Source organism: Parvibaculum sp. (assembly GCF_019635935.1).
In the GTDB taxonomy this organism is placed as follows: Bacteria; Pseudomonadota; Alphaproteobacteria; order Parvibaculales; family Parvibaculaceae; genus Parvibaculum.
The window spans coordinates 993,349-1,009,818 of sequence record NZ_JAHBYN010000001.1 but is presented as its reverse complement, the minus strand read 5'-3'; the positions used below and the strand labels follow the sequence as shown (position 1 = coordinate 1,009,818).

17 protein-coding genes are annotated in these 16,470 nt (G+C 64.3%); 7 read left to right on the top strand and 10 right to left on the bottom strand.

Annotated features, from left to right (window positions below; all coding sequences use genetic code 11):
* Positions 1-43: 43 nt before the first annotated feature.
* Entirely contained in the window at positions 44-1,756 is a 1,713-nt protein-coding gene (locus tag KF719_RS05055) for a DUF368 domain-containing protein (protein ID WP_293507587.1), read from the bottom strand.
* Positions 1,757-1,936: 180 nt separating this feature from the next.
* On the opposite strand from KF719_RS05055, the gene KF719_RS05050 reads away from it, so the two are divergent.
* The gene (locus KF719_RS05050; protein WP_293507586.1) at positions 1,937-2,344 is read left to right on the top strand and encodes a hypothetical protein; all 408 of its coding nucleotides are present in this window, start codon (positions 1,937-1,939) and stop codon (positions 2,342-2,344) included.
* Between the two features lie 3 nt (positions 2,345-2,347).
* On the opposite strand, the gene uvrB is transcribed toward KF719_RS05050, so the two are convergent.
* Together uvrB and KF719_RS05040 are read right to left on the bottom strand one after the other, a co-directional pair.
* The gene (gene uvrB / locus KF719_RS05045) at positions 2,348-4,666 is read right to left on the bottom strand and encodes an excinuclease ABC subunit UvrB (RefSeq protein WP_293507585.1); all 2,319 of its coding nucleotides are present in this window, start codon (positions 4,664-4,666) and stop codon (positions 2,348-2,350) included.
* Between the two features lie 45 nt (positions 4,667-4,711).
* Positions 4,712-4,840, bottom strand: coding sequence for a hypothetical protein (locus KF719_RS05040; RefSeq protein ID WP_293507584.1), 129 nt, complete (start codon positions 4,838-4,840; stop codon positions 4,712-4,714).
* A gap of 199 nt (positions 4,841-5,039) precedes the next feature.
* Here KF719_RS05040 and KF719_RS05035 point away from each other — a divergent pair, with 199 nt between their 5' ends.
* The gene (locus KF719_RS05035; RefSeq protein ID WP_293507583.1) at positions 5,040-5,498 is read left to right on the top strand and encodes a PH domain-containing protein; all 459 of its coding nucleotides are present in this window, start codon (positions 5,040-5,042) and stop codon (positions 5,496-5,498) included.
* Complete coding sequence (locus KF719_RS05030) at positions 5,495-6,304, top strand: class I SAM-dependent methyltransferase (RefSeq protein ID WP_293507582.1); 810 nt, start codon at positions 5,495-5,497, stop codon at positions 6,302-6,304. Before KF719_RS05035 ends, KF719_RS05030 begins: the two co-directional genes overlap by 4 nt.
* Here KF719_RS05030 and KF719_RS05025 read toward each other — a convergent pair.
* The 6 genes from KF719_RS05025 to KF719_RS05000 form a co-directional block, all read right to left on the bottom strand.
* The gene (locus KF719_RS05025) at positions 6,283-6,906 is read right to left on the bottom strand and encodes a TetR/AcrR family transcriptional regulator (protein WP_293507581.1); all 624 of its coding nucleotides are present in this window, start codon (positions 6,904-6,906) and stop codon (positions 6,283-6,285) included. The two genes, KF719_RS05030 and KF719_RS05025, sit on opposite strands and share 22 nt — an antisense overlap.
* 11 nt (positions 6,907-6,917) lie before the next feature.
* On the bottom strand, positions 6,918-7,592 hold the full coding sequence (locus KF719_RS05020) for a TetR/AcrR family transcriptional regulator (RefSeq protein ID WP_293507580.1): 675 nt from the start codon (positions 7,590-7,592) through the stop codon (positions 6,918-6,920).
* Positions 7,593-7,733: 141 nt separating this feature from the next.
* A complete protein-coding gene (locus tag KF719_RS05015; protein ID WP_293507579.1) occupies positions 7,734-8,330 on the bottom strand; it encodes a class GN sortase in 597 nt (198 codons plus the stop codon).
* A gap of 2 nt (positions 8,331-8,332) precedes the next feature.
* A complete protein-coding gene (locus KF719_RS05010; protein WP_293507578.1) occupies positions 8,333-10,447 on the bottom strand; it encodes a marine proteobacterial sortase target protein in 2,115 nt (704 codons plus the stop codon).
* A 340-nt stretch (positions 10,448-10,787) separates the two neighbouring features.
* Positions 10,788-11,396: a glutathione S-transferase family protein gene (locus KF719_RS05005; protein ID WP_293507577.1), complete on the bottom strand. Its 609-nt coding sequence runs from the start codon at positions 11,394-11,396 to the stop codon at positions 10,788-10,790.
* 10 nt (positions 11,397-11,406) lie between these two features.
* Positions 11,407-12,915 carry a PLP-dependent aminotransferase family protein gene (locus KF719_RS05000; protein WP_293507576.1) on the bottom strand — a complete coding sequence of 503 codons (1,509 nt, stop codon included), beginning with the start codon at positions 12,913-12,915 and terminating at the stop codon, positions 11,407-11,409.
* Positions 12,916-13,022: 107 nt separating this feature from the next.
* Here KF719_RS05000 and KF719_RS04995 point away from each other — a divergent pair, with 107 nt between their 5' ends.
* The 4 genes from KF719_RS04995 to KF719_RS04980 all read left to right on the top strand — a co-directional run bounded on the left by KF719_RS04995 (position 13,023) and on the right by KF719_RS04980 (position 15,498).
* Positions 13,023-13,202 (top strand): DUF1272 domain-containing protein, encoded by a 180-nt coding sequence (locus tag KF719_RS04995; protein WP_293507574.1) that lies wholly within the window; start codon positions 13,023-13,025, stop codon positions 13,200-13,202.
* Between the two features lie 12 nt (positions 13,203-13,214).
* Positions 13,215-13,829 carry a pyridoxamine 5'-phosphate oxidase family protein gene (locus KF719_RS04990; RefSeq protein ID WP_293507572.1) on the top strand — a complete coding sequence of 205 codons (615 nt, stop codon included), beginning with the start codon at positions 13,215-13,217 and terminating at the stop codon, positions 13,827-13,829.
* A 12-nt stretch (positions 13,830-13,841) separates the two neighbouring features.
* The gene (locus KF719_RS04985; RefSeq protein WP_293507570.1) at positions 13,842-14,216 is read left to right on the top strand and encodes a hypothetical protein; all 375 of its coding nucleotides are present in this window, start codon (positions 13,842-13,844) and stop codon (positions 14,214-14,216) included.
* A 79-nt stretch (positions 14,217-14,295) separates the two neighbouring features.
* Positions 14,296-15,498, top strand: a complete 1,203-nt coding sequence (locus tag KF719_RS04980; protein WP_293507569.1) for a pyridoxal phosphate-dependent aminotransferase — start codon at positions 14,296-14,298, stop codon at positions 15,496-15,498.
* Between the two features lie 54 nt (positions 15,499-15,552).
* Here the strand turns inward: KF719_RS04980 and KF719_RS04975 are convergent, their stop codons facing one another.
* On the bottom strand, positions 15,553-16,365 hold the full coding sequence (locus KF719_RS04975; protein WP_293507567.1) for a M48 family metallopeptidase: 813 nt from the start codon (positions 16,363-16,365) through the stop codon (positions 15,553-15,555).
* Between the last annotated feature and the right edge of the window lie 105 nt (positions 16,366-16,470).

Sequence of the window (16,470 nt, the reverse complement as noted above, 5' to 3'; positions counted from 1 at the left end):
ATTCCTTCCGGGAGCTTTCCTCGGCGCGTGCGGCGCCGCGGGCTCACGCGAGCGTCCGTTCGCGCTCCGGTTCGATCGCAGGCTCGATCTTCGTCAGGCGGTCGAGGAGGCGGTACAGCGCCGCGCCGGCGATCATCGCCGCAAGGCTCATGACGACGCCGGTGTCGAAGGTCTGCGGCAGATAGGCCTCGGATACAACGAGGCGCATCTTGCCGCCGACTTCCATGTATTCGCGGTGCTGGAACGGCCAGACCGCCAGCAGCGAACCGCCCATCAGCCCCGTCACCGCAATCGTGACCGTTTGCGCATGGCGCCGGAGGAGCGATGCGATCAGGCGCGACAGCGACACGACGCCGACCAGCGCGCCGGCGGCGAAGGGCGCGAGGTAGAGGAAATCGACGTTCGCGATTGCTTCGAGGGTTGTTGCGTATTTGCCGAGGATCAGCAGGATCAGCGCCGCCGACAGACCGGGCATCATCGCCGCCGCGACGGTGAACACGCCGCACAGGAAGACGAACCAGATTTCATTGGGGGTGTCGACCGGCGTCAGCAATCCCATCGCCAAGCCGCAAGCCACGCCGGCGCCGAGCCAGAGCCATGCGATCCCGTGGGGCAGGCCGTTGCGCCTCAACAATGCGACGACGGCTGCCGCGAGAAGGCCGAAGAAGAGGCCGAATGTAATTTCCGGTATTTCCGCCGCGAGAAGCTCAATCGGTACGACGCGGCTGAAAAAGATCACCGCCGCTATACCGCCGCCGAGAAGCGGCAGCACGAAAACGAGATCGGCGCGCCGCAGCGCGGCGGTAAACTCGCCGCGTCCGAGCAGGCGGATGAACTCGGTGTCCAGATGCGCCACCGCCTCGATCAGCCGCCGGTAAAGACCGAGTACCAGCGCCATGCTGCCGGCGCTGGCGCCGGGGACAAGCTGTATCGCGCCGATGCAGATGCCGCGCATGAACTGTTTTGCGGGGTTTGGATTGTCGCGTCCTTCGCGGCCGAGCCGCGACACGGCCAGTAGCCAGAAATCCACCGCCGGATCGGAGGCGAGGCGGACACCGCGCTGCAGATAGTGGACGAGCGGCGTTCCGAGCAGCAGCGCCGCCGTCAACAGGGTCACGAAGCCGCCGCCGATCAGCGCGTCGGTCGTCCAGTGGGCGCCGGCCGCCATGCGCGGCAGGGCGAAGACGATGGTCAGCACGGCGGCAAGCGTACCGAGGCGGCGGCCGAGGCCGAGGCCCCAGGTGAGCGCCAGAATCATCATCACTGTCGCGTGGTCGCCGGGAAAGGACGTGGCGGAGGCTTCCTTGGCGCGCGACCAGGGAATGAAATCGCGGATCGAATGTGTCGCGTCGAGGACCAGCGTCGGCGACGGGCGGGGATACTCGATCAGCTCGCGCTGCAAGGCGATGATGACCAGTAGCAGGATCGAGACCACGCCGCCAAAAGCGACGCCGAAGCGAAAGCGCGCAAGGTCGCCGCGCGAGATCACGACGAGATAGATGATGAGCACGATCAGCGCGGAAAAATAGTCGAAGCGACGGTCGCCGGTCAGCGCCCAGAAAAAGGCGATTGCGTCGCTCGCCGCCACCGTTGCGTTCAACGCCCGGAAGATCGCCAGGTCGAACGCATCCCAGAGCGCCCGCGTTTCCGGCCAGAACCACGATCCGGCCAGCACGAAGGCCGCGCCGGTCCAGATCAGGAGATGCCGGACATTCCAGCGCGGGGCAAAGATGCCGGTGTCGTCTTCGCGGTCCATCGGGCCGAATCCCATTGTGAAAGTCGATGGATTATAGCGGTCCCGCACCGCTTGCCACGAATTTTCCGGGTCCGGATGGCCGCGGATTTCCGGTTCGGTCGCGGAATCGTGGCTTGCGCCTGTATGATGTTGCTTGCTGGATATGCGATCCCGAACGACGACAGGCGAAGGAGGAAGGTCATGGACGGGTTTATCGAAGCGTTCATCGCGGCGCAGGCGGCGCAGGACGCCTATGTGGCGGCGCTGCCGCAATGGGTGCAGCTCTGGATGTACTGGATGCTGGCCGTGCTGGGCGTCGGCAGCCTGGTCTTTTCCTTCTTCCGCTCCGAGGCGCGCTGGCTGCTGCTGTCCTTCGTCGTCACCATCGTCGCGACGATGGCGCTCGGCATGACGGTGGGCTGGAACAAGCTCTGGGGCGTCACGCATCTCGTCTTCTGGACGCCGGTCGTCGTCTATTACATCAAGCGCTGGCCGCAGATCGAGAAGAAGAGCGTCTTCGGCGTCTGGTTCGTCGCGGCGCTGGCGACGATGATCGTGTCGCTCGTCTTCGATGCGAAGGATCTGGTGGAGTATTTGATGGGGGTGTGAGGTTTACCGCCTCTTGTATTTCCCCGCCCGCGTCCCCGGCTTTCCGCTTGTCGAACGCCCCTTCGGCTTCACCGTCCGCGCCACGCTTTCCTCGACCGCCGATTGCCGCGCCATCGGGTCGTCGGCAATGGCGAGTTCGGTTGCTTCCAGCCGCTTGATTTCGTCGCGCAGGCGCGCCGCCGTTTCGAATTCGAGGTCGGCGGCGGCTTCCTTCATCTTGCGTTCGAGTTCGGCGATATGGGCGCGGAGGTTGTGGCCGATAAAGGCTTCGTCCGCCTCGCCGGTATCGACGCGCACATGGTCGCGCTCATAGACGCTTTCGAGAATGTCGCCGATGTTGCGGCGGATGCTTTCCGGCGTGATGTTGTTTTCGATATTGTAGGCCGTCTGCTTTTCGCGGCGGCGGTTGGTTTCCGCGATGGCGCGCTCCATCGAGCCCGTCACCTTGTCGGCATAGAGGATCACGCGGCCGTCGATGTTGCGGGCGGCGCGGCCGATGGTCTGGATCAGTGAGGTTTCGGACCTGAGGAAACCTTCCTTGTCGGCATCGAGGATCGCCACCAGCGCGCATTCCGGGATGTCGAGGCCCTCGCGCAGCAGGTTGATGCCGATCAGCACGTCGAAGGCGCCGAGGCGCAGGTCGCGCAGGATTTCGATGCGTTCCAGCGTGTCGATGTCGGAATGCATGTAGCGGACGCGGATGCCCTGTTCGTGCATATATTCGGTCAGGTCTTCGGCCATGCGCTTCGTGAGTGTCGTGACGAGGACGCGCTGGCCCTTCGCCGCCACCTCGTGACATTCGGCGATCAGATCGTCCACTTGCGTCGCGACCGGGCGGATGAATGTCGGCGGGTCGATCAGGCCGGTGGGGCGGATCACCTGTTCGACGAAGACGCCGCCGGTTCGCTCCATCTCCCAGGGGCCGGGCGTTGCCGACACGAAGACCGATTGCGGCCGCATCGCGTTCCATTCCTCGAAGCGCATCGGCCGGTTGTCGACGCAGGAGGGCAGGCGGAAGCCATATTCGGCCAGCGTCGATTTGCGCCGGTAGTCGCCGCGGAACATGCCGCCGATCTGCGGCACGGTCACATGGCTTTCGTCGGCGAAGACCAGCGCGTTGTCGGGCAGGTATTCGAAGAGGGTGGGCGGCGGCTCGCCGGGTTTGCGGCCGGTCAGGTAGCGCGAATAATTCTCGATGCCGGCGCAGCTTCCGGTCGCTTCCATCATCTCGATGTCGAATTGCGTGCGCTGTTCGAGGCGCTGCGCTTCCAGCAGCTTGCCCTGGCCCTTCAGCTCCTGCAGGCGCACCTGAAGGTCGTGCTTGATCTCCTCGATCGCCTGATTGAGCGTCGGGCGCGGCGTCACGTAGTGCGAGTTGGCGTAGAGCTTGATCTCGTCGAGCTTGCCGCTCTTCTGGCCGGTCAGCGGATCGAACTCGGCGATCTCCTCGACCTCGTCGCCGAACAGCGAGACGCGCCAGGCGCGGTCCTCGTAATGCGCCGGGAAAATCTCGACCGTGTCGCCGCGCACGCGGAAGGTGCCGCGGACGAAGGACTGGTCGTTGCGCTTGTATTGCAGCGCCACGAGGTCGGCGATCAGCTGCTTGCGGTCGAGCCGCTCGCCGCGCTTCACGCCGAAGGTCATCGCCGAATAGGTCTCGACTGAGCCGATGCCGTAGATGCAGGACACCGAGGCGACGATGATCACATCGTCGCGTTCGAGCAGGGCGCGCGTCGCCGCGTGGCGCATGCGGTCGATCTGCTCGTTGATCGAGCTTTCCTTCTCGATATAGGTGTCGGTGCGCGGCACATAGGCTTCCGGCTGGTAGTAGTCGTAATAGGAGACGAAATACTCCACCGCGTTTTCCGGGAAGAAGCTCTTGAACTCGCCATAGAGCTGGGCGGCCAGCGTTTTGTTGGGCGCGAGGATCAGCGCCGGGCGCTGGGTGCGGGCGATCACCTGCGCCATCGTATAGGTCTTGCCGGAGCCGGTGACGCCGAGCAGCACCTGGTCGTTCTCGCCCTTTTCGACGCCTTCGACCAGTTCGGCGATGGCGGTCGGCTGGTCGCCGGCCGGCTCATATTCCGACACCAGCTTCATCGGACGGCCGCCTTCGGATTTCGCCGGGCGTTCGGGACGGTGCGGTTCGAAGAGCGGCCAGTGTTCCGGGTCGCCCTTCAGCGCGCCGGCCCAGGTTTCGCGGTCGGCCGCGCCCGCGGGCACAAAACTAGCCCCCGGCGCCTCGGCAAAGCCTGAAGCACCCTTCGCCGGGAGGGGCCGTTCGGAGCCCCGCCCGAAGGATTTGAATTTATCGCGCGCCATGTCGCCCAATATGGGGCGCGGCGCGCGGATTCGCCAGAGTGCGCGTCAGCTGAAAATTACGATCAGGCTCAGCGCCGCCCAGGCGGCGAAGAGCGAGAAGCCGAGCACATAACGCACGCCATGCCCCGTCTCGCCCTGTCGCGTATCGTCGGTGTTCCGAACTATGCCGGTCATGTTTCCTCCCGTCGTCGCTTGCGTCGGGGGTGCGGGCGTCGTCTCGAAGGCCCGCACATATCGTCGGGGCCCCGCGTTTCGCGGCCGGTTTCGATTGTAGCCCGGCGCTGCCGCTCATGCCCGCGAAATCGGCGGCGGGGTGGAATCCGGCGGCTTCCGGCGCTTCCCAAGCGGCGGACCATCTGCAATTCTGCGGGTCATGACCGATCCCGCCGCCGCGCCGGTGCTTTTCCGCGCCCATTGGACGATTTACCTGCCGTCGCTTGTCGTGGCGGCGGTCTGGGCGGGCGTTTATTTCTGGGCGGATACACGCGAGCCGCCGCTCGCCGCCATTCGCAGCGTTGCGCTCGCGATCGAGGCAGTCGTGGTGCCGTTGCTGCTTCTGCATGCGTTCATGCGGGCGCGGAGCTTGCGCGTTGCGGTCGCGGCCGGCGCACTCGATGCGCAATGGGGTTTCCCGTGGCGGCGGCGGCTTGCATTGCCGCTGCGTGACATTGCTGCCGTGCAGGTGCGACCCTCGATCGCGCAGCGGCTTTTCGGCGGCGGGGCGCTCGCCGTGACGCTTGGCAACGGCAAACGGCATCTCATTGCCGATCTCGGCGATCCGGCGGCGGTGGCGCGCATCGTCGCGGCACATCAAGGAGGCGAAGGCGCATGAGCGGCATGATCGAATTCGACGATGCGGCGGCCAAATCCGTCGAGGCGATGTATCTGACGCCCGATGTCGTCGGCCAGCGCGCCCGCGTGCTCGACATGCTGTCGCCGAAGCCCGGCGAGCGGATCATCGATATCGGCGTCGGCCCCGGTCTGCTGGCGCAGGACCTGGCGCGGCTGGTCGGCGATACGGGCCGCGTCGTCGGTCTCGACGCGGCGGCGGCGATGATCAAGATGGCGCGCACGCGGCTCGCGGCATTGCCGCAGGCCGAATGCGTCGAGGGCGATGCCTGCGCCTTGAAATTTCCGGATGCCTGGTTCGATGCGGCGGTGTCGACGCAGGTTTACGAATATGTTGCCGACATGCCGGCGGCGCTTTCCGAATTGCATCGCGTGTTGCGGCCCGGCGGGCGGGCGCTGGTGCTCGACACGGACTGGCGCAGTATCGTCTGGCACTCCTCCGACGAGGCGCGCATGGGTCGTGTGCTTGCGTGCTGGGACGGGCATCTGGCCGATCCGCATTTGCCGGCCAGGCTCGCGCCGCTTTTCAGGCGCGCCGGTTTCACGGTTGCCCGTGTCGAGATCGTGCCGATGCTTTCGCCGCATTGGCAGCCGGTGTCATACGCCGCCGGCATCATGCGCGCGATCCATGGCTATGCGCGCGGCAACGGCGCGAGATACGGTCTGTCGGAAGTCGAGGTTCAGGCCTGGTATGACGATCAGCTCCGGCTGATCGAGCGCGGCGAATTCTTTTTCAGCGTCAACCGCTATGCGTTTCTGGCGACCCGTCAGGACGCGGTGGGGCCGTAGAGCTTCAAATAGGCGTCGATGCAGGCTTCGATCTTGTCTTCGGCGTCTTCGGGTATCTGGAAGTTGGCGTCGAACAAGGCCGGCCAGACGAAGAATTCCTTCAGCATGCCGGCACCGATCCGCACACCGAAGGAGCTGTCATGCGGACGCAGCATGCCGCGCTCGATCATTGCGTCGATAACCGCCATCAAACCTTCGTTGCGGCGGTTGCCGATGACCTCGTACATCTCGGCGGCCAGTTTCGGCGCGCTCGGAACTTCCGCAATGACGATGCGCATCAATGCGTTGACGTTGTGGTCGTACTGGACGGAAATATAGGCCTTGCAAAGTTTGTAGAGAATGTCGCGCGCTGTGTCGTCGGGGGCAACCAGGCCCGTATAGTTGGCGACTGACCGGCCGGCATGTTTGACCACGGCGGAGAACAACTCTTCCTTCGACGAAAAATGCTTGTAGAGCGTCGCCGTCGACACATCCGCGTCGCGTGCGATTTCCGCCATGCCGGCGCGGCTGTAACCGTTTTCGAGAAAGCTGTTGCGCGCCGCCTCGAGAATGGATGCGCGCTTCCGCTCGCTGACGTTTCTTCTATGGGTGTCGAGTCCCAATTGAATTCTCCCTATCCGGTTATTCTTGCGGCGGTGCGATGGCCGTAGATCGAGAGATAGGCGCTCACGCAGGCACCGATCGTATCGTCGATGTCGTCCGGTATGCTGTAGTCTTTCGTGAAGAGCGCCGGCCAGACGATGAATTCCTTCACCATCCCTCCCAGTTGGCGCACACTCGTTTCGGTGTCGTGCGGCGCAAGGTCGCCACGCGCGACCAGTGCATCGAGCACTTTCCTGAATTGTCGGTAGCGCACGGTGACGCCACGCGTGAAAACCTCTTGTGCCAATTGCGGCGATGTCGGCACCTCGCCGATGACCATGCGCAACAGGCCGTTCATCTGATCTTCGAATTGTTGACGGAGATAGATGCGGCAGATGCCGCGCAGGACGTCGTGCGCGGACGCGTCGCCGATGTCGGAGATCGGACGTTCATCGATGCCACCATAGGCTTCCTCGATGACTGCCCTGAAAAGCGTTTCTTTCGACGAAAAATGTTTGTAGAGCGTTGCTGTCGAAACATCGGCGTCACGCGCGATTTCCGCCATTGCTGCCTTGCTGTAACCTCCGGTCAGGAAATTCTGCCGCGCCGCTTTCAGGATAGCCGCGCGCTTCGTTTCGCTGACAGAGCGCCTGTAGTCTTCAAGTCCCAAACTTTCGCCGCCTTCCACGAGCCAATATCGGCTCACGCACACCCTGTATCCTATACGGCTAAATTGCATCTCGCGGGTCAAGCAGATTTGGGAAAACCGCCGTCTTGCCTTGTGAATGCGCGGGCCGCAGACGATCTGTACGGATGAACTTCCAGGCCGGATCAATCTTTCCTGATTTCAGATCGCATCAGGCGCTGGCGTTGCAAAAACGACGTAGCGCAAATCTCCGCGTTCCGTTGCGTCGAAGGGGTAGCAGGTCACAAGCGCGATGCCGGTTTCTGCACTCGGGTCTATTTGAGTCAGACGTGCATCGACAATGTCGGCGCCGTCGACGATATATCGTCGCGCCAACCCATTGGCTGTCGTCAGAATGACGACATCGTCACTTTTGAGGTTGCGCAAAAAAGAAAAATGAGTGTCGCGATGACCGGCAATTACCGACGTGCCGCCGGCGCCGGCGCCGGGCAAGGGCGAGCCGAGCAAATGCCCCGGTCCGAACGCAAGTGCCTCGCCGCTCGCGTTCGACAACACGATCTGCCGCCTGCCATGCGCGGGTGCTTCGAGCATTGCGACCGGCCATGTGTCGGCCCAGGGCCATGCCTTGTGTGAGTTGCCGTCTATCAAAGTTCGCTGCCAGGCGCGTTCGAGCAATATCTGGGCAAGTTCGGCCTTTGCCTTGATGTAGACGCCCTGACCGGCTTGCCAGATGCCGAAACCGAGGCAGAGCGCGATTGCGGCGGCCCAGAAAAGGGCCGCCGCGTTTTTTCCGGGCACCGTCACAGGCGCCGCCGTGCATAGGCGCCGCGCGTCCATTGCCGTTGCAGCCAGCGAAGGGCGACAAGCAGGGCCGCCAGCATGAAGGCCAGCAATCCGCCATGGATCAGCGCGTCGGCGTCGGTCGAGGTCTGCGGCAGGGCGAGGCCGGGGGCGGCGGCATCGGCGGAGGCCGGCATTGCCGCCATGGCGAGCATCGGTGCGGCACTGGTCCTGAAGGCAGCGCGCTGAGCTGCGGGCATCGCCTCGCCACCGAAGACTTTTTCGTAGTCCCAACCTTCCGGCAGATTGACCGGCATGTCCCGCGACGTCAGAGGTGCGCCGTCGGGGCGCGCCGGCGTCACATCGACCGCGACAAGGCTCGTCAACCGGCTGACAATATGATGACCGAGCGCGGTCTTCAGAATGTCGCCGTCATGCTTCTGCCAGTCACCCTCGATGCGGGCGTCGGCTTCGAGCTGTTCGATCTTGCGCCTTGCCCAGAGCTTGCCGATGCCGGGCCGCGTTTCGCCGGCGTCGAGCGGCAGGCGTATTTCCCAGGGCGCGCCGGCAAGCTGACCTTTCAGCGTCAGCGTTCCCTCCGCATTCGGCATGCGGGCCGACAACACGATCGGTTCGCCCTTGTAGAGATCGGGAACCGGGTTCGGCCAGCTTTGCGTATTGCGCCCGTCGGGCCAGCTTGCCGCGATGTCCGTCATCACCGGGTGCTGCAACTTGTCGAAAAGCACACTCATGCGCTCGGCAACCTGCGTTTCCTTGCCGATATGCGTGAAGGTGCCGCGCCCGGCTTCGGCGGCGCGAGCCATGAAGTAGCTGTTGGGGGCCGAGCCGATGCCGACCGTGAAGATGCGCGACCGGCCGAGATTGTTGGTGATCTCGGTGAAGAGTTCGCGTTCGTTGTAAATCGCGCCGTCGGTCAGGAACACAATCTGGCGGAGACGCGAATTGTCGTTTGCGTTGGGGTCGATGAGCGAAGCCTTGAGCGCCGGCAGCATTTCGGTGCCGCCCTGCGCCGACAGCCCCCGCACATACCGGCGGGCCACGTCGAGGTTTTCGCCATGCGCCGCGACGGCTTGCGGGAACAGGACCGTCATCGTGTGGTCGAAGCGGATCACGTTGAAAGTGTCGTCCGGCGTCAACCTGTCCAGCGCCCAGAGAAGGCTCTGCTTGGCTTGAACCATCGACGGCCCCGACATGGAGCCGGAATTGTCGATCACGAGGATGATCTCGCGCGGTTTTGCTTTCGGCAGCGTCTGGCCGGCCGGCGGTGTCAGCATGACGAGGATGTAGTCTTCGTCGCCGACACGCTCGCGAAAGAGCGCCGCGGCGGGCGCGGATGCCGCAGCCGGCTTCCACACAAGCTCGAAGTCCTTGTTGGCCGGCGTCAGTTCCTGGGCCAGCGTCAGCTTCGCCTTGCGCGCACCGTCGCGTGTCAGGGAAATCTCATGATGCGCACTCTCCACCGTGCCGAGCGCGAAACCGGCGTCGAGCGAGATGGCGAGGCTGACGGGGTTGATCTTGCCCATGTCGGGATGAAGAACCGGCGGTTGTTCGAGGTCGAGCGGCGCTTCGGGCGGAAGTATTTCGCCCCAGCCGCCCTCGCCGGGCTTGAAGTCGACGAGTTGCGGCGTGGCGCTCATCGGCACATAGCGCGGCGCGACGACCATCGGGAAGCGCAGCGAGAAGGCGTCGCCATCCTGGCGCACGGTCTGCTGATATTCGATCTGGACGACAATCGTTTCCCTCGGGCCGATATTGGCGACCGAGTTGGTGAACACGTTGGGGCGCTGCTGTTCGACAAGGCTGGCGCGGCGGCCGTCGGCGCGCGCCTCTTCGTAGATCTGCCGCGCTTCCTGCTTTTCCTTGATCTGACCTTCGATCACGCGGGTGCCGATCACCATTTTCAAAGTGTCGACGGCCGAATTCTCCGGCAGAGGAAAGACGTATTTGCCTTCGACCCAGCCGTCGCCCGGGTTGATGAAGTGCTGCGTCACACGCGCGCGCGCCAGTGGGCCGGTCACGTCGATCTGTACATCGGTGGCGAGCAGCGGCGCCGGCACATATTTGCCGGGTTCGGTCGAATTCAGCAGCAGGGCGCCGCTTTCGACATCCGCCATACGAACAAGGCCCGCGCTGTCGGCGCGAGCCTGGTGCTGGGCAAAACTGACGAGGACAAAGAGAGAAACACAAAGGAAGAAGAGAAACAGGGAAAAGGAGTGGGACCGATTCTGCCGTGGTCCGGCGGAGCCGAAGCGGCGTTGTGTGTTGTGCATGATTTGCTCCCCGCGACATGCTGATGCCCGGAGGTGCTGATTCCTCCGATGGACAAAGTGTCGCGGGTAAATGCGGCGGTCAGCGTTCGGAAAGCTGACGAGAGCCGAGCCATTTTGAGGCCATTTTGTGTCACGCCGACTCACACGGCGCGCCGGGGCGGAAATTCCGCCTATCGATGCGGTCTCACGGGCGCCAGTCCATCGGGACGTGACCGGGCTCGCTCCGTATGCGGTCCATCCAGCGGCCGATTGCCTTGTAGGGAGCAAGATCGAAGCCGCCTTCATGGGCGACATGCGTGTAGGCGTAGAGTGCGATGTCGGCGATAGAGTATTGTCCGCCCGCGAACCAGTCATGGCTGGAAAGGTGACGTTCCATGACGTCGAGGGCCTGATAGCCGCGCTCGTGCCAGTAGGGAAAGCTGTCCTTCTTCTCTTTGTAGCCACCGGGCTTGATCGACTGCCAGAAGCGGGCCACCGCGATATAGGGCTCGTGGCTGTACTGCTCGAAGAACATCCATTGCAGGGCCTGCGCGCGCGCCATGCGGTCGTCCGGCAGCAGGGCCGAGCCTTCGGCCAGATAGAACAGGATGGCGTTCGATTCCGGCAACGTCCGTCCGTCGTCGAATTCGACGGTCGGCACGCGTCCGTTCGGGTTCATGGCAAGGAAATCGCCGGTCCGGCTTTCGCCTTTCAGTATGTCCACATCGACGAGCTCAAGGGCCATACCGAGCTGATGCGCGGCGAGGCGCACCTTGTAGCAGTTGCCGCTGTCCTGCATCTGGTAGAGGCGCATGGGAATCCTGTCAGAAGCGCCGGGGGCAGCCGGCCTTTGCCAATATGCCGGCGAGGCGGGTTGCCGCCTTGCCGATTTCCGCCTCGGGCACCGAAGCGTAGCCCATATAAAGGCCCGGCCGTCCGGTTTCCAGCCGATAGAGCGAGAGTGGACTGATGTGAATATCGGCTTCGGCCGCCGCGCGCGCCATGGCTGCATCGTCGGCGCCGTCGGCCAGATAAGCCGAGAGCTGCAGCCCGCCTTCGCCCGGCGCCGCTTCGAGCCAGGGGGCAAGTTCGTTGTCGAGCGCCTTCAGCAGCAGGGCGCGCCGTTCGGCATAGAGCGCCCGCATTCGCCTGACGTGACCGCCGAAGTGGCCCTCGCCGATGAAGTCCGCCAGTGCCGCCTGCACCGTCGCGGGCGGCACATGGCCGGTGATGCGGATGGCGGTGCCGAAGGCGTCGACCAGATTTTCGGGGACGATCAGGTAGCCGATCCTGATGGCCGGAAACATCGTCTTGGCGAAGGTGCCCATGTAGATCACGGTGCCGGCACGATCGAGGCCCTGCAGCGAGGCGATGGGGCGGCCCTGATAGCGGTATTCCGAATCGTAGTCGTCCTCCAGCACCCAGGCGCCGGATTGCCGCGCATGGTCGAGCAGGGCGAGGCGGCGCGGCAATGAAAGCGTTGCGCCGAGCGGGAACTGGTGGGACGGGGTCACATAAATCAGGCGCGGCGTTTCGTGCCGGGCGATGCCCGCCTCGACATCGATGCCTTCGCCGTCGACGGGCACGGGGACAAGCGTCGCGCCGGCGCCCAGCAGCGCGCCACGTGCGCCGAGATAGCCCGGATCCTCGATCCAGACCGGGTCGCCCGGATCGAGCAGCATCCGCGCCGCCATGTCGAGCGCGCCCTGCGCGCCGACCGTCACGATCACTTGTTCCGCCGTGCAGACGACGCCGCGTGCCGCACCCGCATAGGCGGCAATGGCCTCGCGCAGCGCAGGCAGGCCGATGCCGACCTCATAGCCCAGATTGCCGCGCCGCGGATCGCGCGCATGGCGCGCCAGCAAACGGCTCCAGAGCATGTTCGGGAATTGGTCGATGGCCGGCAGGCCGTGCAGGAAGGGGCGGCCTTCGCCGCGGCTGTAGGCCGGTGCGAGGCGGCGCGTCGCCGAGAGTGCCTGGCCGCGCTCGGACAGGCCGCGCGTATTGCGGGCAGGGCGGCCCGGCTGGTGTGGGCGCGCCTGCCGGTCGAGTTGCAGCAGGCTGTCCGGCAGGACGGCGGCGATGCGGGTGCCGGCGCCCACCTGTCCCTCCAGATAGCCTTCGGCGGTCAACTGGTCGTAGGCGGTCAGCACCGTATTGCGCCCGACACCCAGGTCGCCGGCAAGTGTGCGTGAGGAAGGCAGGCGCGCGCCGGGATGCAGCCTTCCATCGAGAATGGCCTCGCGCAGCGCGTCGTAGAGCTGACGATAGAGCGGCGCCTCGGCGTCGTTGTCGAGCGCCAGCGTGCCGAGGGGCAAGGGGCTTGCGGGCATCGGACGATCCTCCGTAATTCAGTGGACCTATCATATTTTACAGAATGGACCTTTTGATAGGGCCAATTTCGGCAAATGGTGCGGGCCGAAATCGAGAGGAGAACGCGATGCTCGAAATGAAATCCGCCTGCGAGAAATGCGAGGCGCCGACGCCGAAAGACGGCGCGGCCGAAATCTGCAGCTTCGAATGCACCTTCTGTCCGCCCTGCGCGGAGGGGATGGCGCATGTCTGTCCGAACTGCGGCGGCGAGCTTCTGGCGCGGCCGAAGCGGACGCTGGACGTCTGAAAGGAACATGCGATGAGCGGCTACGAGACATCGGCGGCGCACCGGGTACGGCAGGTGCCGAAGCGGGCGGCCTATGACCGCGCGACGGTGCACGGCATTCTCGATGCCGGCTATGTCGCCCATGTGGCATTCATGGGCGAGGCGGGGCCCGTCGCTCTGCCGATGGTCTATGTCCGCGACGGCGACGCCGTGCTGATCCACGGATCGCGCAAGAGCCGGCTGATGCGGATGATCGGCGGCGGCGCGCCGATCTGCCTGACCGTTACGCTGATCGACGGGCTGGTGCTGGCGCGCTCTGCCTTCCACCACTCGATGAACTACCGCTCGGTGATGGCGCATGGCGTGGCTGAGACGGTGACGGAGGCAGAGAAGCCGCGCGCGCTCGACCTGTTCACGGCCCGCGTCCGGCAGGGGCGCCCGCCCGAGACACGGCCCGCCAACACGCAGGAATTGAAGGCGACGCAGGTGTTGCGGCTGCCGCTCGCCGAGGTCGCGGCCAAGGTCCGCAGCGGCGGCCCGCTCGACGACCCGGAAGATATGGACCTGCCGGTCTGGGCCGGCGTCGTTCCGATGCAGATGGTTTTCGGAGAGCCGGTGCGCGACATGTCCGTCGCTCCGGCGGAATAGGAGAAGCGAGCAATGATCCAGATCGTCATCGGCGTCATCTTCGTGGCCGTCGGGCTGCTGAACGCTTATCCGGCCATCGGCATGCTGGGGGCGAAGCAGCTTCGCGGGCTTTACGGCCTCACCTTCACCGACGCCAATTTGCTGACCCTGATGCAGCACCGCGCGGTCATGCTCGGGCTGATCGGGCTCTTCCTGATCGTGGCGGCGTTTCGCCGCGAGTTGCAGCCGGCCGCTTTCGTTCTCGGCTTTGCCAGCATGCTCTCCTTTGTGGTTTTCGCCAGGCTGCAGGAGGGTCCGAGCCCGTGGATTTCGAAGGTTGCGACGGCCGATATCGCGGGCTCGGCATTGCTCCTCGTCGCGCTGGTGCTTTATTGGCTGCGGGCCTAGGAAGGCGGTTGCGCGGGCTCCCGGAGCGGCATAGGTTGCAGCCGCTTTTCGGACCAACCGCCCTTATGGAGACCGTGTCATGGGCTTCCTTTCAGACTCGCTTTCGCGCATCAAGCCGTCGGCAACCATTGCCGCGACCCAGAAAGCGCGCGACCTGAAAGCGGCCGGCGTCGATGTTATCGGCCTCGGCGCGGGCGAGCCCGATTTCGACACGCCCGACAACATCAAGGAAGCGGCGATCGCGGCGATCCGGCGCGGCGAGACGAAATACACTGCCGTCGACGGCATTCCCGAATTGAAGGCGGCCATCGCGGCCAAGTTCAAGCGCGAGAACGGGCTCGACTACAAGCCCGCTCAATGCTTCGTCGCGCCTGGCGGCAAGCCGATCATCTACAACGCGATGATGGCGACGCTGAACCCCGGCGACGAGGTCATCATTCCGGCGCCCTATTGGGTCTCCTATCCCGACATCGTGCTGCTGGCGGGCGGTACGCCCGTGTTCGCCGAGGCGGGAATGGCGACCGGCTTCAAGCTGCAGCCGGAGGCGCTGGAAAAGGCGATCACGCCGAAGACCAAATGGCTGATCTTCAACTCGCCGTCGAACCCGACGGGGGCCGCCTACACATGGGACGAATTGAAGAAGCTGACCGATGTGCTGGTGAAGTATCCCCATGTCTGGGTGCTGACCGACGACATGTACGAGCATCTGACCTATGACGGCTTCAAGTTTGCGACGCCGGCCCAGGTCGAGCCGAAGCTTTACGACCGTACACTGACGATGAACGGCGTCTCGAAGGCCTATTCGATGACCGGCTGGCGCATCGGCTATTGCGCCGGTCCGATCGAACTCATCAAGGCGATGACGACGATCCAGAGCCAGTCGACGTCGAATCCGACCTCGATCAGCCAGTGGGCTGCCGTCGAGGCGCTCAACGGGCCGCAGGATTTCATTGCCGAGCGGGCGCAGAGCTTCAAGGAGCGGCGCGACCTCGTGGTGTCGATGCTCAATCAGGCGAAAGGCATCAAATGCCCGACGCCCGAAGGCGCCTTCTATGTCTATCCGTCCTGCGAGGGGTGCCTCGGCAAGACGACGCCGGCCGGCAAGCTGATCGAGACCGACAAGGATTTCGTCGAGGCGCTGCTGGAAGAGGAAGGTGTTGCCGTCGTACACGGCGAAGCCTTCGGCCTCGCGCCGTTCTTCCGCATCTCCTACGCGACCTCGACCGAGAACCTCGTCAAGGCCTGCGAACGCATCCAGCGCTTCTGCGGCAATCTGCGCTAGAGGCCGGCCGCCGCCGAAATCGAAGGCCCCGCGTTTTACGCGGGGCCTTTTTCGTCACACCTGATAGCCCATCTTCCGAAGTTCCGTCTGCAGCGCATTGATGCGCGTTGTGTCGGAGGGGTGGGTCGACATGAATTCCGGCGGCGGGGCCTGGCCGGCGCGCTGGCGCGTCATGTTCTGCCAGAAACGCAGCGACTGGCGCGGGTCGTAGCCGGCCTTCTGCATGTAGTTGACGCCGAGGCGGTCGGCCTCGAGTTCGTGCTGGCGCGAATAGGGCAACAAAATGCCGAATTGCAGGCCGGCGCCGAGAATGGCCGCGATGCCGGCGGGGTTGCTCACATTGGCGCTTTGCAGGCCGACCTGCGCGGCCTGCATGCCGATGCCGGCCGCCATGTGCTGGCTGTAGCGTTCGGCCGAATGGCGCGCCGTTACATGCGCGGTTTCGTGGCCCATGACGGTGGCGAGCTGGTCGTCGTTCTCCATGCGCTCGAAAATGCCCTCATAGAAGCCGACCTTGCCGCCCGGCAGCACGAAGGCGTTCGCCTCCTTGCCCTGAAAGACGGTGAACTCCCAGGGCTGGTTTTGCAGATTGGCGGCTGTGACGATCTTGCGGCCGACGGTTTGCAGCCGCGTGTTGAGCGCCCGGTTGGTCGAGACTTTTTTCTGTTGATTGATCTGCGTCCAGGCGGAGGCCGAAAGCTGCGTCATCTGCGCTTCCGACACCATCAGCAATTGTTGGCGCCCTAGCGCCTTGTTTTCGACGCAGCCGGTCAGTGCGACGACATAGCCGGCGGCCAGTCCCTTCACGAGCTGGCGGCGGTTCAGTTCGATCGGTTTGGTGTCGAGAAAGCGGAATGTCGTTTCCATCGGCGGGTTCCCTGACGCTGCGGCGAGGGGGTCAGTCTAGGGCAGGGTTAATGGGTGTGTCAGCCTGAATGGCACAGGCCATATATTAGAATGAATATAAAGTAC